This is a genomic window from Chryseobacterium sp. JM1, from assembly GCF_000737715.1.
Classification (GTDB): domain Bacteria; phylum Bacteroidota; class Bacteroidia; order Flavobacteriales; family Weeksellaceae; genus Chryseobacterium.
Window position 1 is genome coordinate 32,946 of record NZ_JPRN01000019.1, and the last position, 20,903, is coordinate 53,848.

Below are 20,903 nucleotides of genomic sequence, written 5' to 3' on the forward strand. Positions count from 1 at the left end.
CCTTATTAAAAACTGAACTTTGGTTGGTCTGCTGAGCGTGGTTAAAACATTTTTTTCAGATATTAGAAGTTAGAAATTAGATGTTAGTGATATGGTGTATATATCAATTTCCGGTATCTAATTTCTAGCCTCTAGTTTCTCTTTATAAAACTTTTTCTAAGATCTTTATATAAATCTCAATTCCTTCCTCAATCTCTTTGATATAGATGTATTCATCTGCGGTGTGGGAGCGCCTACTGTCGCCGGGACCAATCTTCACGGATGTGCATGGAATAATGGCCTGGTCGGATGATGTTGGTGAACCGTAAGTGGTCCTTCCGATTTCCAGACCTGCCTGTACAAAAGGGTGATCCATTTCTATTTTTGAGGAATTTAACCTGAAAGATCTGGCAGTTAATGAAGATTTCATCTGCGACTGAATGATTTCAAGAGCTTCCTGATTGGAATATTCATCGGTAACTCTTACGTCCAAAGTGAACGTACAGGCTTCCGGAACTACATTATGCTGAACACCGGCATGAATTCCCGACAGCGTCACTTTAACTTCCCCTAAATAATCTGAAACCTTCGGAAATCTGAAATTCAGAATATGCTGAAGGTCTTCCATACATTTTACAATAGCGTTATCATCGTTCGGATGAGCAGCGTGAGAAGGAGTTCCTTTCATTTCCCCGTCTATTACCAACAGTCCTTTTTCCGCGATCGCCAGGTTCATCTGCGTGGGTTCTCCTACAATGGCGAGTCCGATGTCCGGAAGCTGTGGAAATAAGGCCTCAATTCCATCAAATCCTGAAATCTCCTCCTCTGCCGTCAACGCAATAACTAAATTATATTTTAAATCTTCTTTCTCATAAAAATGTAAAAAAACCTGAGCCATAGACACCAGAGAAGCTCCCGCATCATTACTTCCCAGTCCGTACAGTTTTCCGTACTGCTCAACCGGAAGAAACGGATCCAGTGTGTAGGCCTTATTCGGTCTTACCGTATCGTGATGGGTATTCAGCAAAATGGAAGGCTTCAATACATCAAAGTTTTTATTGACCGCCCAGATGTTGTTTTTAAAACGTTTCGCAGGAATATGGTGCTTCTTAAAAAAGTTCTCAATTTCTACAGACGTATTGTATTCATCCTTACTGAATGAAGGAATTGCAATCAGTTTCTTAAGCAATTCAACTGCTTGAGTCAGTAGCTCTTCTTTACTATAAACAGATTTCAGTTCCTCCATAATGGCTTTCTATATGATTTTTTAATTCGGTTTCTTTAATTAAGAATACCTTGTTTACATTATTTTTTACTGCTCCAAGAGCATTTTCAAGTTTGGGCAAAATTCCTTTATGAAGTTTTCCAGCTTCCTTTAAAACAGAAAACTCTTCCTCAGACACCCTTTTTATAACTGATTCCGGATCTTCAATATTTTCCAAAACACCCTCTTTATCAAAACAATACAACAACTCCACATCATATTTTGAAGATAAAGCCTGAGCCATGACCGAAGCAATCGTGTCTGCGTTGGTATTGAAGAGGTTTCCCTTTTTATCATGGGTAATCGCTGAAAAAACAGGAACAAGTTTAAGTTTAATCAATTTCGAGATCAATTTTCTGTCCACACTTTTTTTCTCAATATCTCCCACAAAACCGAAATCTATTTCGGGATGTTCTCTTTTTTTGGCTTTAATCAAATTCGCATCAGCTCCGGAAAAACCTATTGCTTTGCATTTTTTCTGCTGAAGTTTTGCCACAATATTTTTATTGATTCCTCCCGCATAGACCATCGCCACAATATCCAGCGTCTCTTTATCCGTGATTCTTCGTCCGTTGATCATTTTTTGTTCAACGCCCAATTTATCAGCCAGTGTAGTTGCTAATTTTCCACCTCCATGAACCAAAATTTTCTTTTCCTTTATTTCAGAAAACTGCTCTAAAAATTGGTCAAGCAGCTCCGGATCGTCGATCAGGGCTCCTCCTATTTTTATGATGTATAATTTTTCTTTCATTTTGGTTGATAGGACTTCCTCCTATCCTTGGTTAAATCGTTCCGTTGGAACTTTTTATGCGTTTATGTTTGATCGATAGTTTGATAGGACTTCCTCCCATCCTTGGCTAAATCGTTCCGTTGGAACTCTTTGTGGTTTTAAATGTTCTTGAGATCCTTATGAATTCCAGTTATTTAGAATTCAATTCATTCAAAATTTCTGAAAAGACAGCTTGTGCAGAGAAAATTCTGTTTTTGGCCTGCTGATAGATGATGGAGTTTTCTCCGTCCATTATCTCATCACTTAATTCTACATTACGACGGACCGGAAGACAGTGCATTACTTTAGCATCGTTGGTGTTTTCCAGCTTTTCTCCGGTCAGCATCCAGCTTTCTTTTACTTCCGGCATGTTTGCGTAATCATCGAAAGAGGACCAGTTTTTTACATAGATAAAATCGGCATCCTGTAAAGCTTCGTCCTGATTGTGGATTACTTTGATGTCTTTTGTAAATTTTTTATCCAGATCATAGCCTTCAGGATTGGCGATGACAAAATCTACGTCCATTTCCTGCATCCATTCTGCAAAGGAATTTCCTACAGCCTGAGCAATCGGCTTAATGTGCGGCGCCCAGGTAAGAACTACTTTCGGTTTGCGTTCCTCTTTCCAGTTTTCTGTAATGGTAATGCAGTCTGCCAGACTTTGAAGTGGGTGTCGCGTTGCTGATTCCAGGGAAATCACAGGCACTTTGGCGTGCTGCTCAAACTGGCTCAGGATACTTTCGTTAACATCGTCTTCCTTAGATTTCATGCCCGCGAAACAACGCACTGCAATGATGTCACAATATTGATTTAATACTTCTATTGCATCCTTGATATGTTCAACAGTGTCACCATTCATTACGGCTCCGTCTGCAAATTCCAGATTCCAGGCTTCCTGGGCTGCATTTAAAGTCAGGACATTCAATCCTAAGTTCTGTGCGGCGATCTGGCTGCTTAAACGGGTTCTTAAACTTGAATTTAAAAATACAAGGCCTATTGTTTTCCCTTTTCCTTTTTCCGGTTCGGAATTGGGGTTTTCTTTAATTTGTAATGCTTTCTTTATGATTTCCTGTAAGTTTTTTACGTCGCTTACTGAGGTAAATTTTTTCATTTGATGATTTTTTTAATTAATTGTGATAATCTTAACCCATTTATAAGTTAAATCTTATCTAAAACTACTTTTAAAGCACCGACAAAAAGATCTGTTTCTTCTTTGCCGATAGTAAGAGCCGGAAGGATCCTCAATACACTTTTATCATTGGAATTCCCTGTAAAAATGTGATGATCGTACAACAAACTTTTCCTCACTTCTGAACAGTCTTGATCCAACTCTACTCCAATCATTAAACCCTTCCTTCGAATGGATTTAATATGAGGAAAGTCTTTAATTTCGTTTTCAATATAATCACCCATTTGCTGAGCATTTGTCGTCAAATCTTCCTCCTTCATCACATCCAGAACAGCAATGGCCGCGGCACAGGCCAGATGATTTCCTCCGAAAGTCGTTCCCAATAAACCATTACTTGCCTCAAACTTCGGATGAATCAAAACACCTCCGATTGGGAAACCATTCCCCATACCTTTGGCCGTCGTGATCATATCCGGTTCAATTCCAAATTCCTGATGCGCAAAGAAATATCCGCTTCTTCCGTATCCTGACTGAACCTCATCCAGAATCAATGCTGCGTCATATTTTTCACACAGTTCTTTAATTTTGGATAAAAATTCTGCTGTCGGGATCATAATTCCGCCTACTCCCTGAATTCCTTCAATGATGACAGATGAAATTTCACTTCCCTCAGTTTCAAAGATCTCTTCAAGCTGTTTGATATCATTCCATTCAGACTTAATAAACCTTTCAGAAAAATTAACGGGAGCTACAATTTTTGGATTATCCGTCACAGAAACCGCCGCAGAAGTTCTTCCGTGGAAAGATCCTGAGAAATAAAGTACTTTACTTTTTCCGTTATGGAAAGACGCCAGCTTCAAAGCATTTTCATTCGCTTCAGCTCCTGAATTGCACAGAAAAAGGTTGTAATCTTCATAGCCTGAAAGTTTCCCTAATTTATCTGCCAGCTCAGTCTGCAATTCATTCTGAACAGAGTTTGAGTAGAAAGATATTTTCTCCAGCTGCTCTTTCAATTGAGTCTGATAATGCGGATGATTGTGTCCGATGGAAATCACTGCGTGACCTCCGTAAAAGTCAAGATATTTTTCTCCTTTGTCGTCCCAAAGGAATGAACCCTGAGCTTTTACCGGATTTATGTTGAATAATGGATATACGTTGAATAAATTCATTTTTTTTGTTTTAATTAATTTCTTTTGTCTTGAAATCGAAGATTCGACGTAGTCAAACAAAAGAAACAAAATTTCAAGACCTGGAAACTTCCGCTAAAAATTATTTCTATTCTCTAAAAATTCTAAAACTTGCGCGAATTCGGCATTTGTTTTTCGGTTCAACATTTTTGTCGCGCTTCAAACAGTAGAATTTTCTTAACGTTCATAGAATTAATTTTCTTAACGCTCCATTTTCCTAAGTCGAATATTTCGGTTTTTCAATTCACAATTGACTTATTGACCATTCACTTTTTTAAAATGCTACTGGCTTTAAGTTCAGTCCCAGGTTTTCTTCCCAGCCCATCGCTATATTCATGTTTTGTACGGCCTGTCCGGAAGCCCCCTTTAACAAATTGTCAATCGCTGAGTGAATAACCGCTACATTCCCACTCTTTTCTATATGAATCACACAGCGATTGGTATTGACAACCTGCTTTAAATCAATTGCATTTTCACTTACCTTTACAAAAGGCTCTTCTTCATAAAAATCCTGATACAACTGAACGATATCTGAAAGTACTAAATCTGTTTTCACTGTAGAACTTGTAAAAATTCCTCTTGCAAAATCTCCTCTCCATGGAACAAAATTCAGACTGATATCTTTATGATTAAACGAAACTAACTGCTGTAAAATCTCCTCCACATGCTGATGCGTCAGCGTTTTGTACGCCGAAATATTATCATTCCTCCACGTGAAATGTGTTGTTGCCTGCAAAGACTGACCTGCACCCGTAGAGCCTGTAATTCCTGTCGTGTACACTTCATTCAACCAACCTTTTCCCGCTAATGGAAGAAGCGCCAGCTGAATCGCCGTTGCAAAACATCCCGGGTTGGCAATACTTTTTGCACCTTCCAGATTTTTTTTATTGATTTCAGGAAGTCCGTAGATAAAATTTCTGTTTCCCAAACTTCCGTCCAAACGGAAATCATTTCCAAGATCAATGACTAAAGTCTCATCTTTTACAGGGTTTTTAGTAAGCCAGTTCTGACTTTCCTTATGAGGGAGACACAGAAATAAAATATCCACGTCTTCCGGTTGGTCCGTTAAAACCTGCTCACAAACTGCCGTTAAATCCGGGTACAAATCTGAAATTTTTGTCCCCGAATTGGAACGGCTATATAAAAAACTCAATGACACATTGGGATGAAAAGCCAGCACACGGACCAATTCGCTTCCCGTGTAGCCGTTGGCGCCTACAATTCCTACTTTTTTCATATTTTTAATGATATGATGATTTGATTATGATTGATAGGATTTCATCCTATTCTTGGGTAAATCGTTCTTATTGATAGGACTGCGTCCTATCCTTTGGTAAATCGTTCCGTTGGAACTCTTTATTTTTTATTTTGAATTGATCTGGTGGTAGATGTTTAAGGAATTGCTTACAATTTTTGTATATCCTTTTACATCTTCACCTGTCCATGCTCTGTTGGCTTCACCATAACTTCCAAATTTATCGGACATCAGATCGTGCTTGGATTCAATTCCGTTTAAAACAAACCTGTATGCATGAAGGGTTACAAACACTTTTCCGCTGACCGTTTCCTGAGAATCGGTTAAGAAGGATTCAATATTTCTCATCACAGGATCCAGGAATAATGCTTCATGAAGCCAGTTTCCATACCAGTCGGAAAGCTGAGACTTCATCATCTGCTGATATTTTGAAAGCGTATGTTTTTCCAATAAATGGTGCGCCTTGATGATCACTGATGCCGCCGCTGCCTCAAATCCTACTCTTCCTTTAATTCCCACAATGGTATCTCCAACATGAATATCACGACCGATTCCGTAAGCGGAAGCCAGTTCTTCAATTTTTTGAATCGCCTTCACGGAATGCTCAAAATTTTCTCCGTTTACTGCTACAACCTCACCGTTTTTAAATTCAATTTCCAGTTCTGAAGGCTGAGTTTCTTTAATTTGTGATGGAAAAGCTTCTTCCGGAAGAGAATTTCTCGATGTTAATGTTTCTTTTCCTCCGACAGACGTTCCCCACAGTCCTTTATTTACAGAATACTGCGCTTTGTGAAACTCCATTTCGTAACCATGAGCTTTCAGGAATTCAATTTCTTCCTCACGGGACAAGCTCATATCACGGATTGGCGTAATGATCTCCACTTCTGGACACATCACCTGGAAAATCAAATCGAAACGAACCTGATCATTTCCAGCTCCCGTACTTCCGTGAGCAATAGCATCTGCACCCGTTTCAATGGCATATTTTGCAATTTCCTGCGCCTGAACCGTACGCTCAGCGCTTACAGATAACGGGTAGGTATTGTTTTTCAGCACATTTCCGAAGATCAGATACTTTACACAAGAATTGTAATAATCTTCCTGAGCATCAACGCACCTGTACTCTTTCACCCCCAAATTGAAGGCTTTTTTCTCCAGTTCTTTTTCTTCTTCTTTTGAAAAACCACCAGTATTTACAGTGACTGCATACACTTCATATCCCAGTGTTTCACTAAGATATTTAGCACAGTAAGAGGTATCCAAACCTCCGCTAAACGCTAAGACTACTTTCTTTTTCTCCATTGTAATCATCAATTTCGGACTGCTGAATTTCAGTCCCGTTTACATTATTATTATTTTCAGGAACGAAAAGCATCGCTGTACACAGACAGTTTTTACGTTCCTTTTTCATTAAAATTTCATAGTTCACACAGTTCTTACAACCGCTCCAAAATTCTTCATCCTGAGTCAGTTCAGAATAGATCACCGGCTTATAACCCAGATCACTGTTGATTTTCATTACGGCAAGTCCTGTGGTCAATCCAAATACCTTCGCAGTCGGATATTTTTCTCTAGATAACTGGAAAACTTTATTCTTAATCAAAGTGGCAACTCCTCTGTTCCTGTAATTCGGAGATACAATCAGTCCCGAATTGGCTACAAACTGACCGTGCGACCACGTCTCAATGTAGCAGAATCCCACCCATTCGCCATTTTCAGTGGCAACCACAGCGTTACCTTCTGAAATCTTTTTCGTTAAGTATTCGATGGAACGTTTTGCGATCCCCGTTCCTCTGCGCTGTGCTGAATCATACATTTCCTGCTGTATTTCACTCACATACATGAGATGTTCGCATGAGGAAATTTCTATTTCCATTTATTTATCTGATTTTTTTGGCAAATTTAAAGCATAATAACTTTAAAAACCAAATTAAAAAGATATTTTTTTTGATTTAAAGAAATAAACAGGTAATTTTATCTTTGCAACAAAATATAACTTTGCTAAATTATTATATATTTGCTAAAAACATATAGTTATGGAAAATAAGTGTCCAAAATGTAATGGCAGCACCATTGTAAAAAGCGGAATCATTAACGAAAAACAGCGATTTCTCTGCAAAGACTGCAACTACTATTTTACTGTCAAAAAAATAGGAAAGCAGATCGATGACTACTACGTAACCAAGGCCCTGCAGCTTTATCTTGAAGGTTTAAGCTTTAGAGAAATAGAGCGTATTATTGGGGTTTCTCACGTCACCATCAGTTCCTGGATTAAAAAATACAACATCACAAGGCCCCCCCATTCTGAGTTCCATCCGGTTTATAAAATTCTAAAACAGAATGAATTGATTGAATACATTGCCCAGGAAGACAACATCAAAAACTCAGGTCTTATCATTACTCAGTTTGCGGATAAGTATATGCTGATTAAATGGGAGCGATTTAAGAAGTAGATGAGATATTAGATTCAAGAGCCAAGAATCAAGATGCAAGACATCAGATTTCAGACGTAGGAATGGTGGCTTCGAGGACCTCAACCACCAGACACCAATTCGTTAGCCAAGATTCAACCAACAATAACCTTCAGAATCATTAACTCTCCAACTCTCGAACACTCACACTCTCCAACGCTAAAACCGGAAACTCGTATCTTATATCTAAAAATCAAATCATTACATAAAAACTATAGCATTACCACTAATATATATTAAATTTTTGTAACTAAATTATTAATTACAATTTGGCTTTCACAAAAAACAACGCCAAAAATTGATAATTTATGAAGAAATTACTTTCATTTATTGGATTAGCCTTAATAAGCAGTTCTTTATATTCACAGGGTTCTCCTGATTACGGAGGCGGATTAAAATTAAACCTCAATCAGGAAGGAGATAAGTACATCAGATTTATTTTATGGGACCAGTTCTGGCTCAGGAATACCCAAATGAATCCGGGAAGCATGGTAGGCGGAGAACCCACTGACAATTCCTGGAGTCTGGGAAACAGGAGATTAAGAGCTTTAATGTATGCCCAAATTTCTAAAAGATACATGATCCTTGCTCACTTTGGGATCAATAACCAAACCTTCATCAACGGCGGAGCTACAGGCACCACAGGAACAGGAGGTTATGGAAACGGAAAAAAACCACAGTTATTTTTTCATGACGCATGGAATGAGTACGCAGTTATTTTACCTGGAGAAGCCGGAAAATTCAGTTTATCTTTAGGGGCAGGACTTCATTACTATATGGGACTTTCCCGAATGACGATGGCTTCTACGTTAAATTTCCTTACTGTGGACTCCCCTATTTTCTCATGGCCGTTAATCGATAATTCGGACCAATTTGCCAGACAGCTCGGAATGTTTGCGAAAGGAAAATATGGTAAACTGGAATACCGATTCAGCTTAAACAAACCTTTTGCGACAGATTTGGCTCCGGTTAATGTTACAGATCCTTCAAGAGCGGCAGCCGTGGACAATAATGGAAATCCAAGCTTTTCAAAAGCGGGTTATGTTGAATATCAGTTCCTTGATGAAGAATCCAATACGCTTCCTTTCAAAGTGGGCTCTTATTTAGGAACAAAGAGAGTCTTCAATGTGGGTGCAGGTTTTTATCATCAGGCTGACGGGACGAGAACTTCCATCAATTCCAATATTGAAAAACATGATATCACCCTCGTAGCAGTGGATGCTTTTGCAGATATTCCTTTGGGAAATGCCAAGCACAAAATGGCCGTTTCCGCCTATGCCGGATATTATAACTACAATTTCGGACCTAACTACATAAGAAATCTGGGAACGATGAATATTGCAGCCAATGATCCTAATTTTGCAGGAAACAGAGCCATCGCAGGTCCCGGGAACTTACAACCCATGATCGGAACGGGAAATGTAGTGTATGCTCAGGCAGGCCTACTTCTTCCCAATCAGGCAGAAAAACCGAAGATCAGAATACAGCCTTTCGCAGCGTATACGCACAAGAGCTTTGAAGCATTCGACAAATCGTCTTCTCAGTTCGATGTGGGAGCCAACTGGTTCATAGATGGGCATCACGCAAAAATTACTACCCAATATTCCACAAGACCGGTTTACACCAGCCCTACAGAAAGCCCTTCTTCAAAAGGCGAATTCATTGTACAGTTCCAAATTTACCTTTAAACACGGGATGAACTCAATATCTTAATTCATTAACATCAAAATCAATCAACATGAGCGAAAATCACCACGAAAACTACGAGAATATGACCGAACGGCAGAAGAACCGCACCATCTGGAGCGTGATCACCGCCTCATCACTCGGTACTCTGATAGAATGGTATGACTTTTATATTTTTGGAAGTTTAGCAATCGTTTTAGCGACTAAATTTTTTCCCGCCGATAATCCTACTGCCGCATTTTTATCTACACTGGCAACTTTTGCTGCCGGATTTGTGGTAAGGCCTTTCGGAGCTCTGTTTTTCGGGAGACTGGGTGATATTATCGGAAGAAAATACACGTTCCTTGTCACCCTGCTGATTATGGGATTCTCCACTTTCCTGATCGGGTGTATTCCAAGTTATAAAACCATTGGTTTTTTAGCACCGGTTTTAGTTTTAATTCTAAGATTATTACAGGGATTAGCCCTTGGAGGTGAATATGGAGGTGCAGCCACTTATGTAGCAGAATATGCACAGCCACACAGAAGAGGCTACTGGACTTCATGGATACAAACAACGGCAACGGCTGGACTTTTTATTTCGTTGATTGTTATCTTAATTACTAAAAATACACTTTCTGCGGAAGAATTTGACAACTGGGGATGGAGAGTTCCATTCTGGATTTCTATCTTAATGGTTGGAGTTTCGTATGTAATCAGAAAAAACATGAAGGAATCTCCGCTTTTTGCAAAAGCTAAAAGTGAAGGAAAAACATCTAAAAACCCATTAAAAGAAAGTTTCGGAAATAAATACAACTTCAAATTTGTTTTACTAGCCTTATTTGGAGCCGCCATGGGACAAGGGGTAATCTGGTACACGGGACAGTTTTATGCCATGAGTTTCCTCCAGAAGGTCTTGAATGTAGAGTCCTCACAGGTAGATTCATTAATGGCCACTGCCCTGCTTTTAGGAACTCCTTTTTTTGTATTCTTTGGATGGCTCTCCGATAAAGTGGGAAGAAAAGCCATTATGATGACCGGAATGCTGGTCGCTATTTTATCCTACAGACCGATCTATGACAGTATGTTCAAGAGTGTAAGTCTGGAAAACAAAACCGTAGCAGCTAGTGGAATTACTGAAAAAAGAACGGCAAAAATTCATGCTGATATTGCTTCAGACAGCCTAATCACTTTCCATAAAGAAACCCTGTACACGGACGGAACTTTGATTAAAAAAGACAGTGTTGTCCACTGGTCGCCGGCCGGACCTGTCATGAAAGACGGAAAAGCGGAAGAACCAAAAGTGACACAAACCCTGAAACTGGAAGACAATACAAAATGGTATTTGGTATTCCTGGTATTTATTCAGGTACTGTTTGTCACTATGGTTTACGGACCAATCGCTGCTTTCCTTGTTGAAATGTTCCCAGTAAGGATTCGCTACACCTCTATGTCTCTGCCTTATCATATCGGAAACGGGGTATTCGGAGGACTTCTTCCGGCAGTAGCCACGTATCTGGTGACTCAGGGGAAAGATGCAGGACATCCTACCTGGTATCTGGAAGGACTTTGGTATCCGATTGGGGTCGCCGCAGTCTGTTTAATCATCGGATTGTTTTATCTTAAAAATAAGAATAATAATATTCATGATTAAATACCGAATCACTTAATTTTTTACTAATTTTAAAACTACTAAAATGAACGGACTAAAAAAAATATTAGGCATACTCTGGATTGCAGTGGCGCTGGTGGTGGGATATTTCGGAACTACGGTTCTGGGGATTCCCAAAATCACCTCAGGAAAGCAGGAAGATCTGGTATTCGGGATTATCATCTTATTTGTGCTGATGCCGATCATCTCGGGTGGAATGGCTATTTTCGGATACTATTCGCTGACGGGAGAATATTCAGACGACAAGATTTAATTTTATAAAGATTAATGATAATTGATGGGTGATAGTTACCCATCAATTATCTTTTATCAATCATCATTTATGAAGAAAAGGCACGAACAAAAACTGATTATCCTGAGCATCGGACTGATGATGGCTTTCAGCATCCCTATTTCACTGCTTTTCAACAGTGAAAAAGATGTTTTCGGCTACCCGATGATTCTGATCTATCTGTTCGCGGTCTGGATGATCTCCATCATAATTTCTTTTGTAATCGTAAAAAAGTATGATGAGTAGTTTCGCGTTATTTTTTGTTGTTTTACTCTATCTCGCCCTTTTGTTCTTAGTTGCCCACTTGGCAGAGAAGAAGAAGAGCAAGCGGTGGATCAACAACCCTTACATCTACGCGCTCTCTCTGGCGGTGTACTGCACGGCCTGGACCTACTACGGAAGCATTGGCGTTGCCGCTACCAGCGGACTAAATTATCTACCGATCTACATTGGCCCCATCATGATTATTCCTGCTTGGATCTACATCAACACGAAGATTGTAAGAATTTCCAGAATCAACAAAATCAGCAGTCTTGCCGATTTCATTTCTTTGCGGTACGGAAACAGCAGAAGCTTCAGTGCAATCATTACGATCGTCTGCCTGTTAGCCATCGTTCCATACATCGGACTTCAGATCAAAGCAATTTCTGAAACTTTCCATTTGGTCACTGAAACATCGATGTCCAGCAATATACTGACTGACAACGCGACGTTTGTGGTTGTTTTAATCGCTTTATTCTCATCCTATTACGGAACCCGATATGTAGATGCCTCAGAAAAACGTCTGGGTATTATTTCCGCCATTGCCCTGGAGAGTTTTTTAAAGCTTTTCTTCATTATTATTCTGGGTATTTTTGTGATTTACTTTGTATTCGACGGCTTTTCCGATATTTATGAAAAAGCCAGCAAATTTGAAGATTTTAAAGAAAAAAACACGTTTAATGGGATTGAAGGTGCTATGAACTGGATGGTTTTGTGTATGATTTCCGCCACAGCCATCTGCATTCTGCCGAGGCAGTTTCACACCGCTATTATTGAGAACAGACAGGAAAAGCATATCAGAACAGCGATCTGGTTTTTTCCTCTTTACTTACTGATTTTTACCATATTCATCTTCCCGATTGCGTGGGGAGGAAGGCTTATTTTTGACGGAGAAAAGGTAAATCCTGAGTTCTACTCTATTCTGATTCCGCAATATTTTGACAATACTTTAATCACTGTTTTTGTATTTCTGGGAGGATTGAGTTCATGCATTTCCATGATTATTATTTCGGCCATCACTTTATCCATCATGCTTTCCAATAACCTCATCATTCCTTATGGTTTATTGGGAAAATTCAAGTCTGACAACGAAGTCCGAAATACAAGAAACATCACGAACATCCGGAAATTCAGCATTTTCGCATTGATCATCATGGCCTTTGTTTTCTATAAATATTTTATTCTGAAAACATCGCTGGATTCTGTGGGACTTATCTCATTTGTTGTAATTGCACAGCTGGCGCCATCCTTTTTCGGAGCGATATTCTGGAGAAGGGGAAGTTATAAAGGGGCGGTAACAGGGCTTCTCGCAGGATTGGCCATTTGCTATTTCGGACTCATTATTCCGCAGTACTATTTCTCTTACAACCCTGAACTGAAAGGCTTTATCCGGGAAACCTATAATGCTTTCGGATTTTTCCATATTTCTTTTTTAAGCAGAATTCCTGAAATATTTTTCTGGTCCATTTTTACCAATACAGCCTTATTTACCATTATTTCGGTAAGCGTTAAAGGAAACTACCGGGAAAGAAATTTTGCAGAATTATATGTGGATATTGATAAGCATATCTTAAATCATGAGAATGCTTTTGTATGGCGCGGAACCGCTTATGTATCAGATATCAGGAATATTTTGGAAAGATTTTTGGGCAAAAATAAAACGGAACAGGCCTTAAGGATTTTTAATTTAAAATATAATATTGATTCTAAAACGGAAACGGCAGACTCAAGGTTTATTAAATTCTCTGAAAACCTTCTCGCAGGAAGAATTGGGACTGCATCCGCAAAAATTCTGATCGAGGGCGTGACTAAAGAAGATAAAATATCTTTAAAGGAAGTTTTAAACATTTTAGAAGAATCCAAGGAAAATATTACACTCAATAAAAAGCTGACGGAACAGTCTGAAGAATTGCAGAAACTCTCTGATGACCTGAGAACAGCTAATGAAAACTTAATCGTGAAAGACCGTCAGAAAGATGACTTTCTGGATTCTGTTGCACACGAATTAAGAACCCCGATCACTGCCATCCGTTCGGCAGGAGAAATTCTGGCAGACGATGACGATATTCCAACAGACATCAAACAGGAATTTTTAAACAACATCATCACGGAATCTGACAGGCTGAGCGAGATCATCAACGATATTCTTTACCTTGATAAACTGGAACACGGCGAAATTGCTCTGAACATCAAAGAAAATAATATTCTTGAAACCTACAAAAAAGCGTTAAATCCTCTACTCCATCTGATACAGCAGAAAAATATTCATTTAAGTGAAGTGAATCTCCTGAATCATCCTACATTTGAACACGACGAGGCGAGAATGATTCAGCTTTTCCAGAATATCTTAGGAAACGCTTTAAAATTTACCGATGATCAGGGAACCATACAAACCAAATTATCAGAAAAAGAAAACTATCTGATCATCAGCATTTTTAACACCGGAAGACACATCCCGGAAGAAGATCTGGAAATGATCTTTGATAAATTTTATCAGTCAAAAAACCAGAATATTTTAAAACCTACAGGAAGCGGACTCGGATTGGCTATTTCAAAAAAGATCGTTCAGGCTCACAGCGGAACCATACAGGCAGAAAACAGCGGTCTGGGTGTCACTTTTACGATACGCATTCCTTACAACAGACTACAAGAGATTATAAATGAAGTTGAACAAAACCAATAACCATCTATGAGAAAGATCATTATTGCCGATGACGAACACAAAATATTAATGTCGCTGGAATACAGCTTTAAGAAAAACGGCTACGACGTTTATATCGCAAGAGACGGAACAGAAGTTCTGGACTTCCTGAAAACCATGGCTCCCGATGTGATCCTTCTGGACATCATGATGCCCAATCTGGACGGATACAGCACCCTGGAAGCCATCAAAAAAGATGAAAGGATGAATGACACAAAAGTCATTTTTCTGAGCGCAAAAAACAACCCTAAAGACATAGAAAAAGGTCTAAAAATGGGCGCTGATGCGTATGTAACGAAGCCTTATTCCATTAAGAAGCTGATGCAGCAGATTGAGGAGATGTTTGGGTAGAATAAGAAAGGGAAGAGATAAAAATCAAGATGCAAGAATCAAGAACCAAGAATCAAGACGTTAGACACGAGATTTGAGACTGGGATATTTGGGATTAAAGTGAAGAAGCCTCTTCTTGATGACAAAAAAACATGAAACACAAAAATTAATATGGACGCAGATATTCTGTTTAAACAAAGCATAGAAGACAAAGAAAATTTCTGGAAAGAACAGGCCAAAGAAATACAATGGTTTGAGTTTCCGGAGCAGATTCTTTCTAAAGATAAAAATGATTATCCTCAGTGGTATGCGGATGGAAAACTCAACATGTGTTATCTCTGCATTGATCAGCACATTGAAGATGGTTTTGGAGATCAGATTGCCATTGTCTATGATTCTCCGGTTACCAATCAGAAGAAAACCTACACTTTTAATCAGGCCAAAGAAGAGATATCAAAATTGGCCGGAGGACTGGTTTCATTAGGCCTTCAAAAAGGAGATACAGCCGTTATCTATATGCCGATGATTCCGCAAACACTTTTTGCCATGCTGGCCTGTGCAAGAATCGGAGTGATTCACAATGTGGTTTTCGGAGGCTTTGCCCCGAATGAACTGGTCGTAAGAATTGATGACTGCAAGCCTAAAGCATTGATCACCGCTACAGCCGGTATAGAAATAGCCAGGAGAATTCCTTATTTACCACTCGTTGAAAAAGCCATTGAACTTGCGCAGGATAAAGTGGACAACATTATTGTTTACAACAGAAAACTGGTAGACAATCAGAATGAAATGTTCGAAGGACTGATTGATTATGAAGAACTGGTTCAAAAATCAGAGCCTGTTGAGTGTGTTTCAGTGGAGTCTACCCATCCGTTGTATCTTCTTTATACTTCAGGAACTACAGGAAAACCGAAAGGAATTGCACGGGACACCGGAGGTTATGCTACATCGCTGAAGTTTTCCATGAAATATATTTACGGAGTTGAGCCCGGAGAAACCTATTGGGCAGCTTCGGATTTCGGATGGGCGGTAGGTCACAGTTTCAGCGTCTACGGACCGCTTATCAACCGGAATACAACGATTATTTTTGAAGGAAAACCCATCATGACACCTGATGCGGGTACATTCTGGAGAATTATTTCAGAATACAAAGTGTCTGCGATGTTTACTGCTCCGACAGCCATCAGAGCGATTAAAAAAGAAGACCCGAACGGTGAACTGGTTAAAAAATATGATCTGTCTCATTTCAAAAAACAGTTTCTCGCCGGAGAACGATGTGATGTGGCCACTTTAGACTGGTTTGCAGAGCACATTGGAGTTCCCGCTATTGATCACTGGTGGCAGACCGAATCCGGATGGCCTATGCTGGGACTTATGACTTTCGATGATCAATATAAAATTAAAAGAGCTTCCGCCGGAAAACCTATTCCGGGATATGATATCAAGATCTTTGATGAGAACGGATATGAACTTGATGCTCATCAGGAAGGCTATTTAATCATCAAACTTCCTCTTCCTCCGGGCGCACTTTTAGGCATCTGGAATGACAATGAGCGTTTTCAGAACAGCTACCTTTCACAGTACAAAGGGTATTATTTCTCGGGAGACGGCGCTATTCGGGATGAAGACGGCTATATTTTCATTACCGGAAGAGTGGATGATGTGATCAATGTAGCCGGACACCGGCTTTCAACGTCGGAAATGGAGGAAATTGTTTCATCGCATCCCGATGTTGCAGAATGTGCCGTCGTAGGTATCGATGATGAACTGAGAGGACAGGTTCCTTTTGCTACAATTGTTTTGAAAAATGGAACAATAATCTCTGAAGAGGAAGTAGAAAAAGATATCATCAGAATGGTTCGGGAAAAGATTGGCGCTGTGGCTTTTTTAAAAAACGCTATGGTTGTCAAACGCTTACCAAAAACACGTTCCGGAAAGATCTTAAGGAAACTGATAAGAACGCTGCTGGACGGAAAAGATTTTCAGATTCCGTCTACCATTGATGATGAAAAAATCATCGAGGAAATTCAGGAAAAAATCAATGACTATAGGGCTTAAGCGATAAATTAAACATATATTTAATATTAATAAAATTCAAATTTCAAAAAAACGAAGGGATATGAGAAATTACTTAATTGAAGATCTGCCGCATTATTTTGAAGAGTACAAAAAGTCTATTAAAAACCCGAAGAAATTCTGGGACAAAATAGCTGATCAAAATTTTGTGTGGTACCAAAGATGGAGCAAGGTGGTTAAGTATGATATGAATGAAGCCAAAATCACATGGTTTAAGAATGCTAAATTAAATATCACCAAAAACTGTATAGACAGACATTTGGCCGTAAGAGGTGAAAAGACAGCCATTATCTGGGAACCCAACGACCCGAAAGAGGAAGCACAGCATATTTCCTACAATGAACTGTACAACCGCGTCAACAAAACTGCCAATGTTTTACGCGAAATGGGGATTGAAAAAGGCGACAGAGTCTGCATCTATCTTCCCATGATCCCTGAACTGGCCGTTACTATGCTGGCCTGCGCCAAGCTGGGAGCTGTGCATTCCGTGATCTTTGCAGGATTTTCCGCTTCTGCCGTGGCTTCAAGAGTCAATGACTGTAATGCCAAAATGATCATCACATCAGATGGAAGTTACAGAGGAAATAAAGTGCTGGATCTGAAAACGATCGTAGATGAAGCATTGGAAAAAACACCAAGCGTAGACTCCGTTCTGGTAGTGAAAAGAACACACAACGAGATCAAAATGAAAGAAGGCAGAGACCACTGGATGGCTGATCTGTATGAAAAAGCCTCCGCTGATTTCGTGACTGTTATCATGGATGCCGAAGATCCTCTTTTCATCCTATATACTTCAGGTTCTACCGGAAAACCGAAAGGCATGCTTCATACCTCTGCCGGTTATATGGTGTACACAGCCTATACGTTTAAAAATGTATTCAACTATAAAGAAAACGATATTTACTGGTGTACTGCAGATATAGGATGGATCACAGGACATTCCTACATTTTATACGGACCGCTTCTTAATGGGGCAACCACTGTTATTTTCGAAGGTGTGCCTACCTATCCTGAACCGGACCGTTTCTGGGAAGTGATCGAAAAACATAAGATCACTCAGTTTTACACTGCTCCTACCGCCATCCGTTCATTAGCTAAAGAAAGCACGGAATGGGTAGATAAGCACGACCTAAGTACGTTGAAGGTGATAGGTTCTGTAGGCGAGCCTATCAACGAAGAAGCATGGCACTGGTTCAATGACCATGTCGGAAAGAAAAAATGTCCGGTGGTTGATACCTGGTGGCAGACGGAAACAGGAGGCATCATGATCTCTCCGCTTCCATTTGTAACTCCAACTAAGCCAACCTATGCTACGCTTCCACTTCCGGGAATCCAGCCTGTTTTGATGGATGATAAACGCAATGAAATTACAGGAAACCAGGTAACCGGAAATCTCTGCATCCGTTTTCCATGGCCGGGAATTGCCAGAACGATCTGGGGTGATCACCAAAGATATAAAGAAACCTATTTCAGCGCTTTCCCAGGGAAATATTTCACTGGAGACGGTGCACTGAGAGATGAAGTCGGATACTACAGAATTACAGGCCGTGTAGATGATGTGATCATTGTTTCCGGGCATAATCTGGGAACCGCTCCTATTGAAGACAGTATCAATGAGCATCCTGCCGTTGCAGAATCTGCAATCGTTGGTTATCCTCATGACATCAAAGGAAATGCTTTGTATGGCTTCGTGATCTTAAAAGAAACCGGAGAAGGCCGTGATAAAGAAAACCTTAAGAAGGAGATCAATCAGCTGATCTCAGACCAGATAGGCCCTATTGCCAAGCTTGATAAGATCCAGTTTGTTTCTGGGCTGCCGAAAACACGTTCAGGGAAAATTATGCGTAGAATTTTGAGAAAAATTGCAGAAGGAGATTTCAGTAATTTCGGAGACATTTCTACTTTGTTGAATCCTGAAATCGTGGAAGAAATCAAAAATGAAAGAATCGGTTAAGTAAACTGATTGAACATGATAAAGTAAATGCGCAGAAAACCTCTGCGCATTTATTATTTTTAACTTGAACTCAGGTCAACAGAGTGATGAGTTTTAAATGATGAGTTATAAGTTTCAGGGATATGAGGTACAGAATTGGGAAGGAGATCAAGTTTTTAAACGCAAAGTTTGATTATTACAATGTGAAATTTTAAGACTGCAAAGAAGGAATCAATTTCATTGATTCAATTAAGCGGACGATTTATACCGATCGCTTCATCAGTGACGCAGTCACACTCTTTGCCTTCCTAAAAACTCAACTCTCTCTAAAATAAAAATCTTTGCGTTAAAAAAAGCTTATCTCATTTCCAGGTTTTGAAATTGATCCTGTATATAGATGTAAAAGGCAGTTTTAAGATTCCTCCTGTAGCTTTCAACAACTCCCCTCTTCGCGCTTCCAACTTACTTACTCACTTCTTACTTTATTATTTTAATCGATTGTCTTCCCAGATTAGAATGCACATCAAGAAGATAATTCCCTTTTGGATAATTGAAATCCAGAGAGTATTTTTTCAATCCTTTAGCGCTGATGTCATCTTTCAGAATATTTTTAATGAACTTTCCGGAAGCTTCGTACAACCCAATAACAATATGATCGGTATGTACATAATAAACATTGAGGTTCAGCTTATCTTTTACAGGGTTCGGAACAACTTCTACTTTCAGCTTTCTTTCCTGATTTTCACCGGGGTTTTCTTTAACGTCCAAACTTCCTCTCGTCATCTTATAAATATTGGATCCGGCAGCAAAAGCAAGATTATTATTGACAAAAAAGATTCTGTTCAGAGACCCCCCCACTCCGGTATTGGTCCAGGTATTTCCACCGTCTAAAGTTTCATAAAATCCTGTACTGTGACCGCCCATCCAGCCGTGCGTTTCCGATACAAAACCAACAGCCTGTACATAAGGATCCGGAAAATCTTTTGTTTCCCACGTAAATCCTCCGTTCACAGATTTCAGAAGTTTCCCTGCGTTTGTGGCTTCAGATTCGATAGAGCAGAAGATCTTATTATTATCCAGAAACTGCATTTTCCAAACAAATTCACTGGCGATGTTGCTGTTGTAAATTTTTGTCCAGCTTGCCCCGCCATCAAGCGTTTTTAGGATTACAGCTCCGTCATTGTCGTTTCCTGAAACAAAACCTACATTTTCGTTAATGAAACTAATTTCCACCAAAGCATTCGCATAGGCAGACATATCGATATACTCCCATGTATTACCACTGTCTGTAGATTTTATAATATAGGCCGGAGAAAACCATGCGCCACAGCCATAAACGGTAGAAGTTCCTACACAGTCCAAACCACAGATAGCCTCAGGATAAGGTGAAATATTATTTACTTTTTGCCATGATTCTCCACCGTCAACCGTTTTATAGAAACTGTTGTTCAAAGTTCCCAAAAAGCCTACATTTTCGTTAAGAAATTCTATATTCCGGTAATATTGATTAGCAGGTCCGTTCACCGCCTTTTGTACCCAGGTATTACCTCCGTTTGTCGTTTTAAAAACAGCTCCACTGCCTCCGCGTGCCGCCCAGCCCAGATTTTCATTCAGAAAAAACACATCATCATATCTTCCGGTTCCGTTAGAAGGCGGATATGAAAAAGTAGTCCAGCTGTACTGCGCCTGCATCAACGAAGACAGTAAGGAAAAAATAAATAAAACTGTTCTCATGGTAGATTAATTTTTTATAAAAACAAATTTGAATTATTTAAACCAAGTGTACAACATTTTTAAATGTGTAAAATTTAAACTTCCTCAAAAATCAAACACCCGTTCAATAGATATTCCTAATAATTTTAACATTATATTATAGATAAAATAATAAACATGAAGTTTTATTACATTTACACTAGTTATATTGAAAAATATTTATTATC

The 20,903-nt window shown here is 39.4% G+C and carries 17 protein-coding genes; 9 read left to right on the top strand and 8 right to left on the bottom strand.

From position 1 onward, the window contains the following. Nucleotides 1-142: 142 nt before the first annotated feature. The 7 genes from IW22_RS21510 to IW22_RS21540 all read right to left on the bottom strand — a co-directional run bounded on the left by IW22_RS21510 (nucleotide 143) and on the right by IW22_RS21540 (nucleotide 7,459). The gene (locus tag IW22_RS21510; protein WP_034731096.1) at nucleotides 143-1,225 is read right to left on the bottom strand and encodes a M20 family metallo-hydrolase; all 1,083 of its coding nucleotides are present in this window, start codon (nucleotides 1,223-1,225) and stop codon (nucleotides 143-145) included. Beyond that, nucleotides 1,200-1,994 carry an acetylglutamate kinase gene (gene argB, locus IW22_RS21515; protein ID WP_034731099.1) on the bottom strand — a complete coding sequence of 265 codons (795 nt, stop codon included), beginning with the start codon at nucleotides 1,992-1,994 and terminating at the stop codon, nucleotides 1,200-1,202. The genes IW22_RS21510 and argB overlap by 26 nt, the downstream gene beginning before the upstream one ends. A gap of 169 nt (nucleotides 1,995-2,163) precedes the next feature. Continuing rightward, nucleotides 2,164-3,123: an acetylornithine carbamoyltransferase gene (locus tag IW22_RS21520; protein WP_034731102.1), complete on the bottom strand. Its 960-nt coding sequence runs from the start codon at nucleotides 3,121-3,123 to the stop codon at nucleotides 2,164-2,166. Between the two features lie 47 nt (nucleotides 3,124-3,170). Beyond that, on the bottom strand, nucleotides 3,171-4,310 hold the full coding sequence (locus IW22_RS21525) for an aspartate aminotransferase family protein (RefSeq protein ID WP_034731197.1): 1,140 nt from the start codon (nucleotides 4,308-4,310) through the stop codon (nucleotides 3,171-3,173). Nucleotides 4,311-4,602: 292 nt separating this feature from the next. Then, nucleotides 4,603-5,565: an N-acetyl-gamma-glutamyl-phosphate reductase gene (gene argC, locus IW22_RS21530; protein ID WP_081874002.1), complete on the bottom strand. Its 963-nt coding sequence runs from the start codon at nucleotides 5,563-5,565 to the stop codon at nucleotides 4,603-4,605. Between the two features lie 126 nt (nucleotides 5,566-5,691). After that, nucleotides 5,692-6,885 (bottom strand): argininosuccinate synthase, encoded by a 1,194-nt coding sequence (argG, locus tag IW22_RS21535; protein WP_034731108.1) that lies wholly within the window; start codon nucleotides 6,883-6,885, stop codon nucleotides 5,692-5,694. After that, nucleotides 6,854-7,459, bottom strand: a complete 606-nt coding sequence (locus IW22_RS21540) for a GNAT family N-acetyltransferase (protein WP_051891347.1) — start codon at nucleotides 7,457-7,459, stop codon at nucleotides 6,854-6,856. Before IW22_RS21540 ends, argG begins: the two co-directional genes overlap by 32 nt. 160 nt (nucleotides 7,460-7,619) lie before the next feature. Here IW22_RS21540 and IW22_RS21545 point away from each other — a divergent pair, with 160 nt between their 5' ends. The 9 genes from IW22_RS21545 to acs all read left to right on the top strand — a co-directional run bounded on the left by IW22_RS21545 (nucleotide 7,620) and on the right by acs (nucleotide 18,984). Continuing rightward, the gene (locus IW22_RS21545; protein WP_034731110.1) at nucleotides 7,620-8,036 is read left to right on the top strand and encodes a terminase gpP N-terminus-related DNA-binding protein; all 417 of its coding nucleotides are present in this window, start codon (nucleotides 7,620-7,622) and stop codon (nucleotides 8,034-8,036) included. A 326-nt stretch (nucleotides 8,037-8,362) separates the two neighbouring features. Continuing rightward, on the top strand, nucleotides 8,363-9,742 hold the full coding sequence (locus tag IW22_RS21550) for a hypothetical protein (RefSeq protein WP_034731113.1): 1,380 nt from the start codon (nucleotides 8,363-8,365) through the stop codon (nucleotides 9,740-9,742). Nucleotides 9,743-9,792: 50 nt separating this feature from the next. Beyond that, complete coding sequence (locus tag IW22_RS21555) at nucleotides 9,793-11,373, top strand: MFS transporter (RefSeq protein ID WP_051891348.1); 1,581 nt, start codon at nucleotides 9,793-9,795, stop codon at nucleotides 11,371-11,373. Between the two features lie 43 nt (nucleotides 11,374-11,416). After that, complete coding sequence (locus tag IW22_RS21560; protein ID WP_034706377.1) at nucleotides 11,417-11,644, top strand: DUF6814 family protein; 228 nt, start codon at nucleotides 11,417-11,419, stop codon at nucleotides 11,642-11,644. Nucleotides 11,645-11,713: 69 nt separating this feature from the next. Next, nucleotides 11,714-11,908: a hypothetical protein gene (locus IW22_RS21565; RefSeq protein ID WP_034731116.1), complete on the top strand. Its 195-nt coding sequence runs from the start codon at nucleotides 11,714-11,716 to the stop codon at nucleotides 11,906-11,908. Further along, complete coding sequence (locus IW22_RS21570) at nucleotides 11,901-14,606, top strand: ATP-binding protein (protein ID WP_034731118.1); 2,706 nt, start codon at nucleotides 11,901-11,903, stop codon at nucleotides 14,604-14,606. Before IW22_RS21565 ends, IW22_RS21570 begins: the two co-directional genes overlap by 8 nt. 6 nt (nucleotides 14,607-14,612) lie before the next feature. Beyond that, a complete protein-coding gene (locus tag IW22_RS21575; protein WP_034731121.1) occupies nucleotides 14,613-14,975 on the top strand; it encodes a response regulator transcription factor in 363 nt (120 codons plus the stop codon). Nucleotides 14,976-15,125: 150 nt separating this feature from the next. Then, nucleotides 15,126-17,012, top strand: a complete 1,887-nt coding sequence (locus IW22_RS21580) for an AMP-binding protein (protein ID WP_034731122.1) — start codon at nucleotides 15,126-15,128, stop codon at nucleotides 17,010-17,012. Nucleotides 17,013-17,052: 40 nt separating this feature from the next. Next, a complete protein-coding gene (acs, locus tag IW22_RS21585) occupies nucleotides 17,053-18,984 on the top strand; it encodes an acetate--CoA ligase (protein WP_262483642.1) in 1,932 nt (643 codons plus the stop codon). A gap of 456 nt (nucleotides 18,985-19,440) precedes the next feature. Here acs and IW22_RS21590 read toward each other — a convergent pair whose 3' ends face one another. Further along, complete coding sequence (locus tag IW22_RS21590) at nucleotides 19,441-20,697, bottom strand: photosystem II stability/assembly factor-like protein (RefSeq protein ID WP_034731129.1); 1,257 nt, start codon at nucleotides 20,695-20,697, stop codon at nucleotides 19,441-19,443. Nucleotides 20,698-20,903 lie beyond the last annotated feature (206 nt).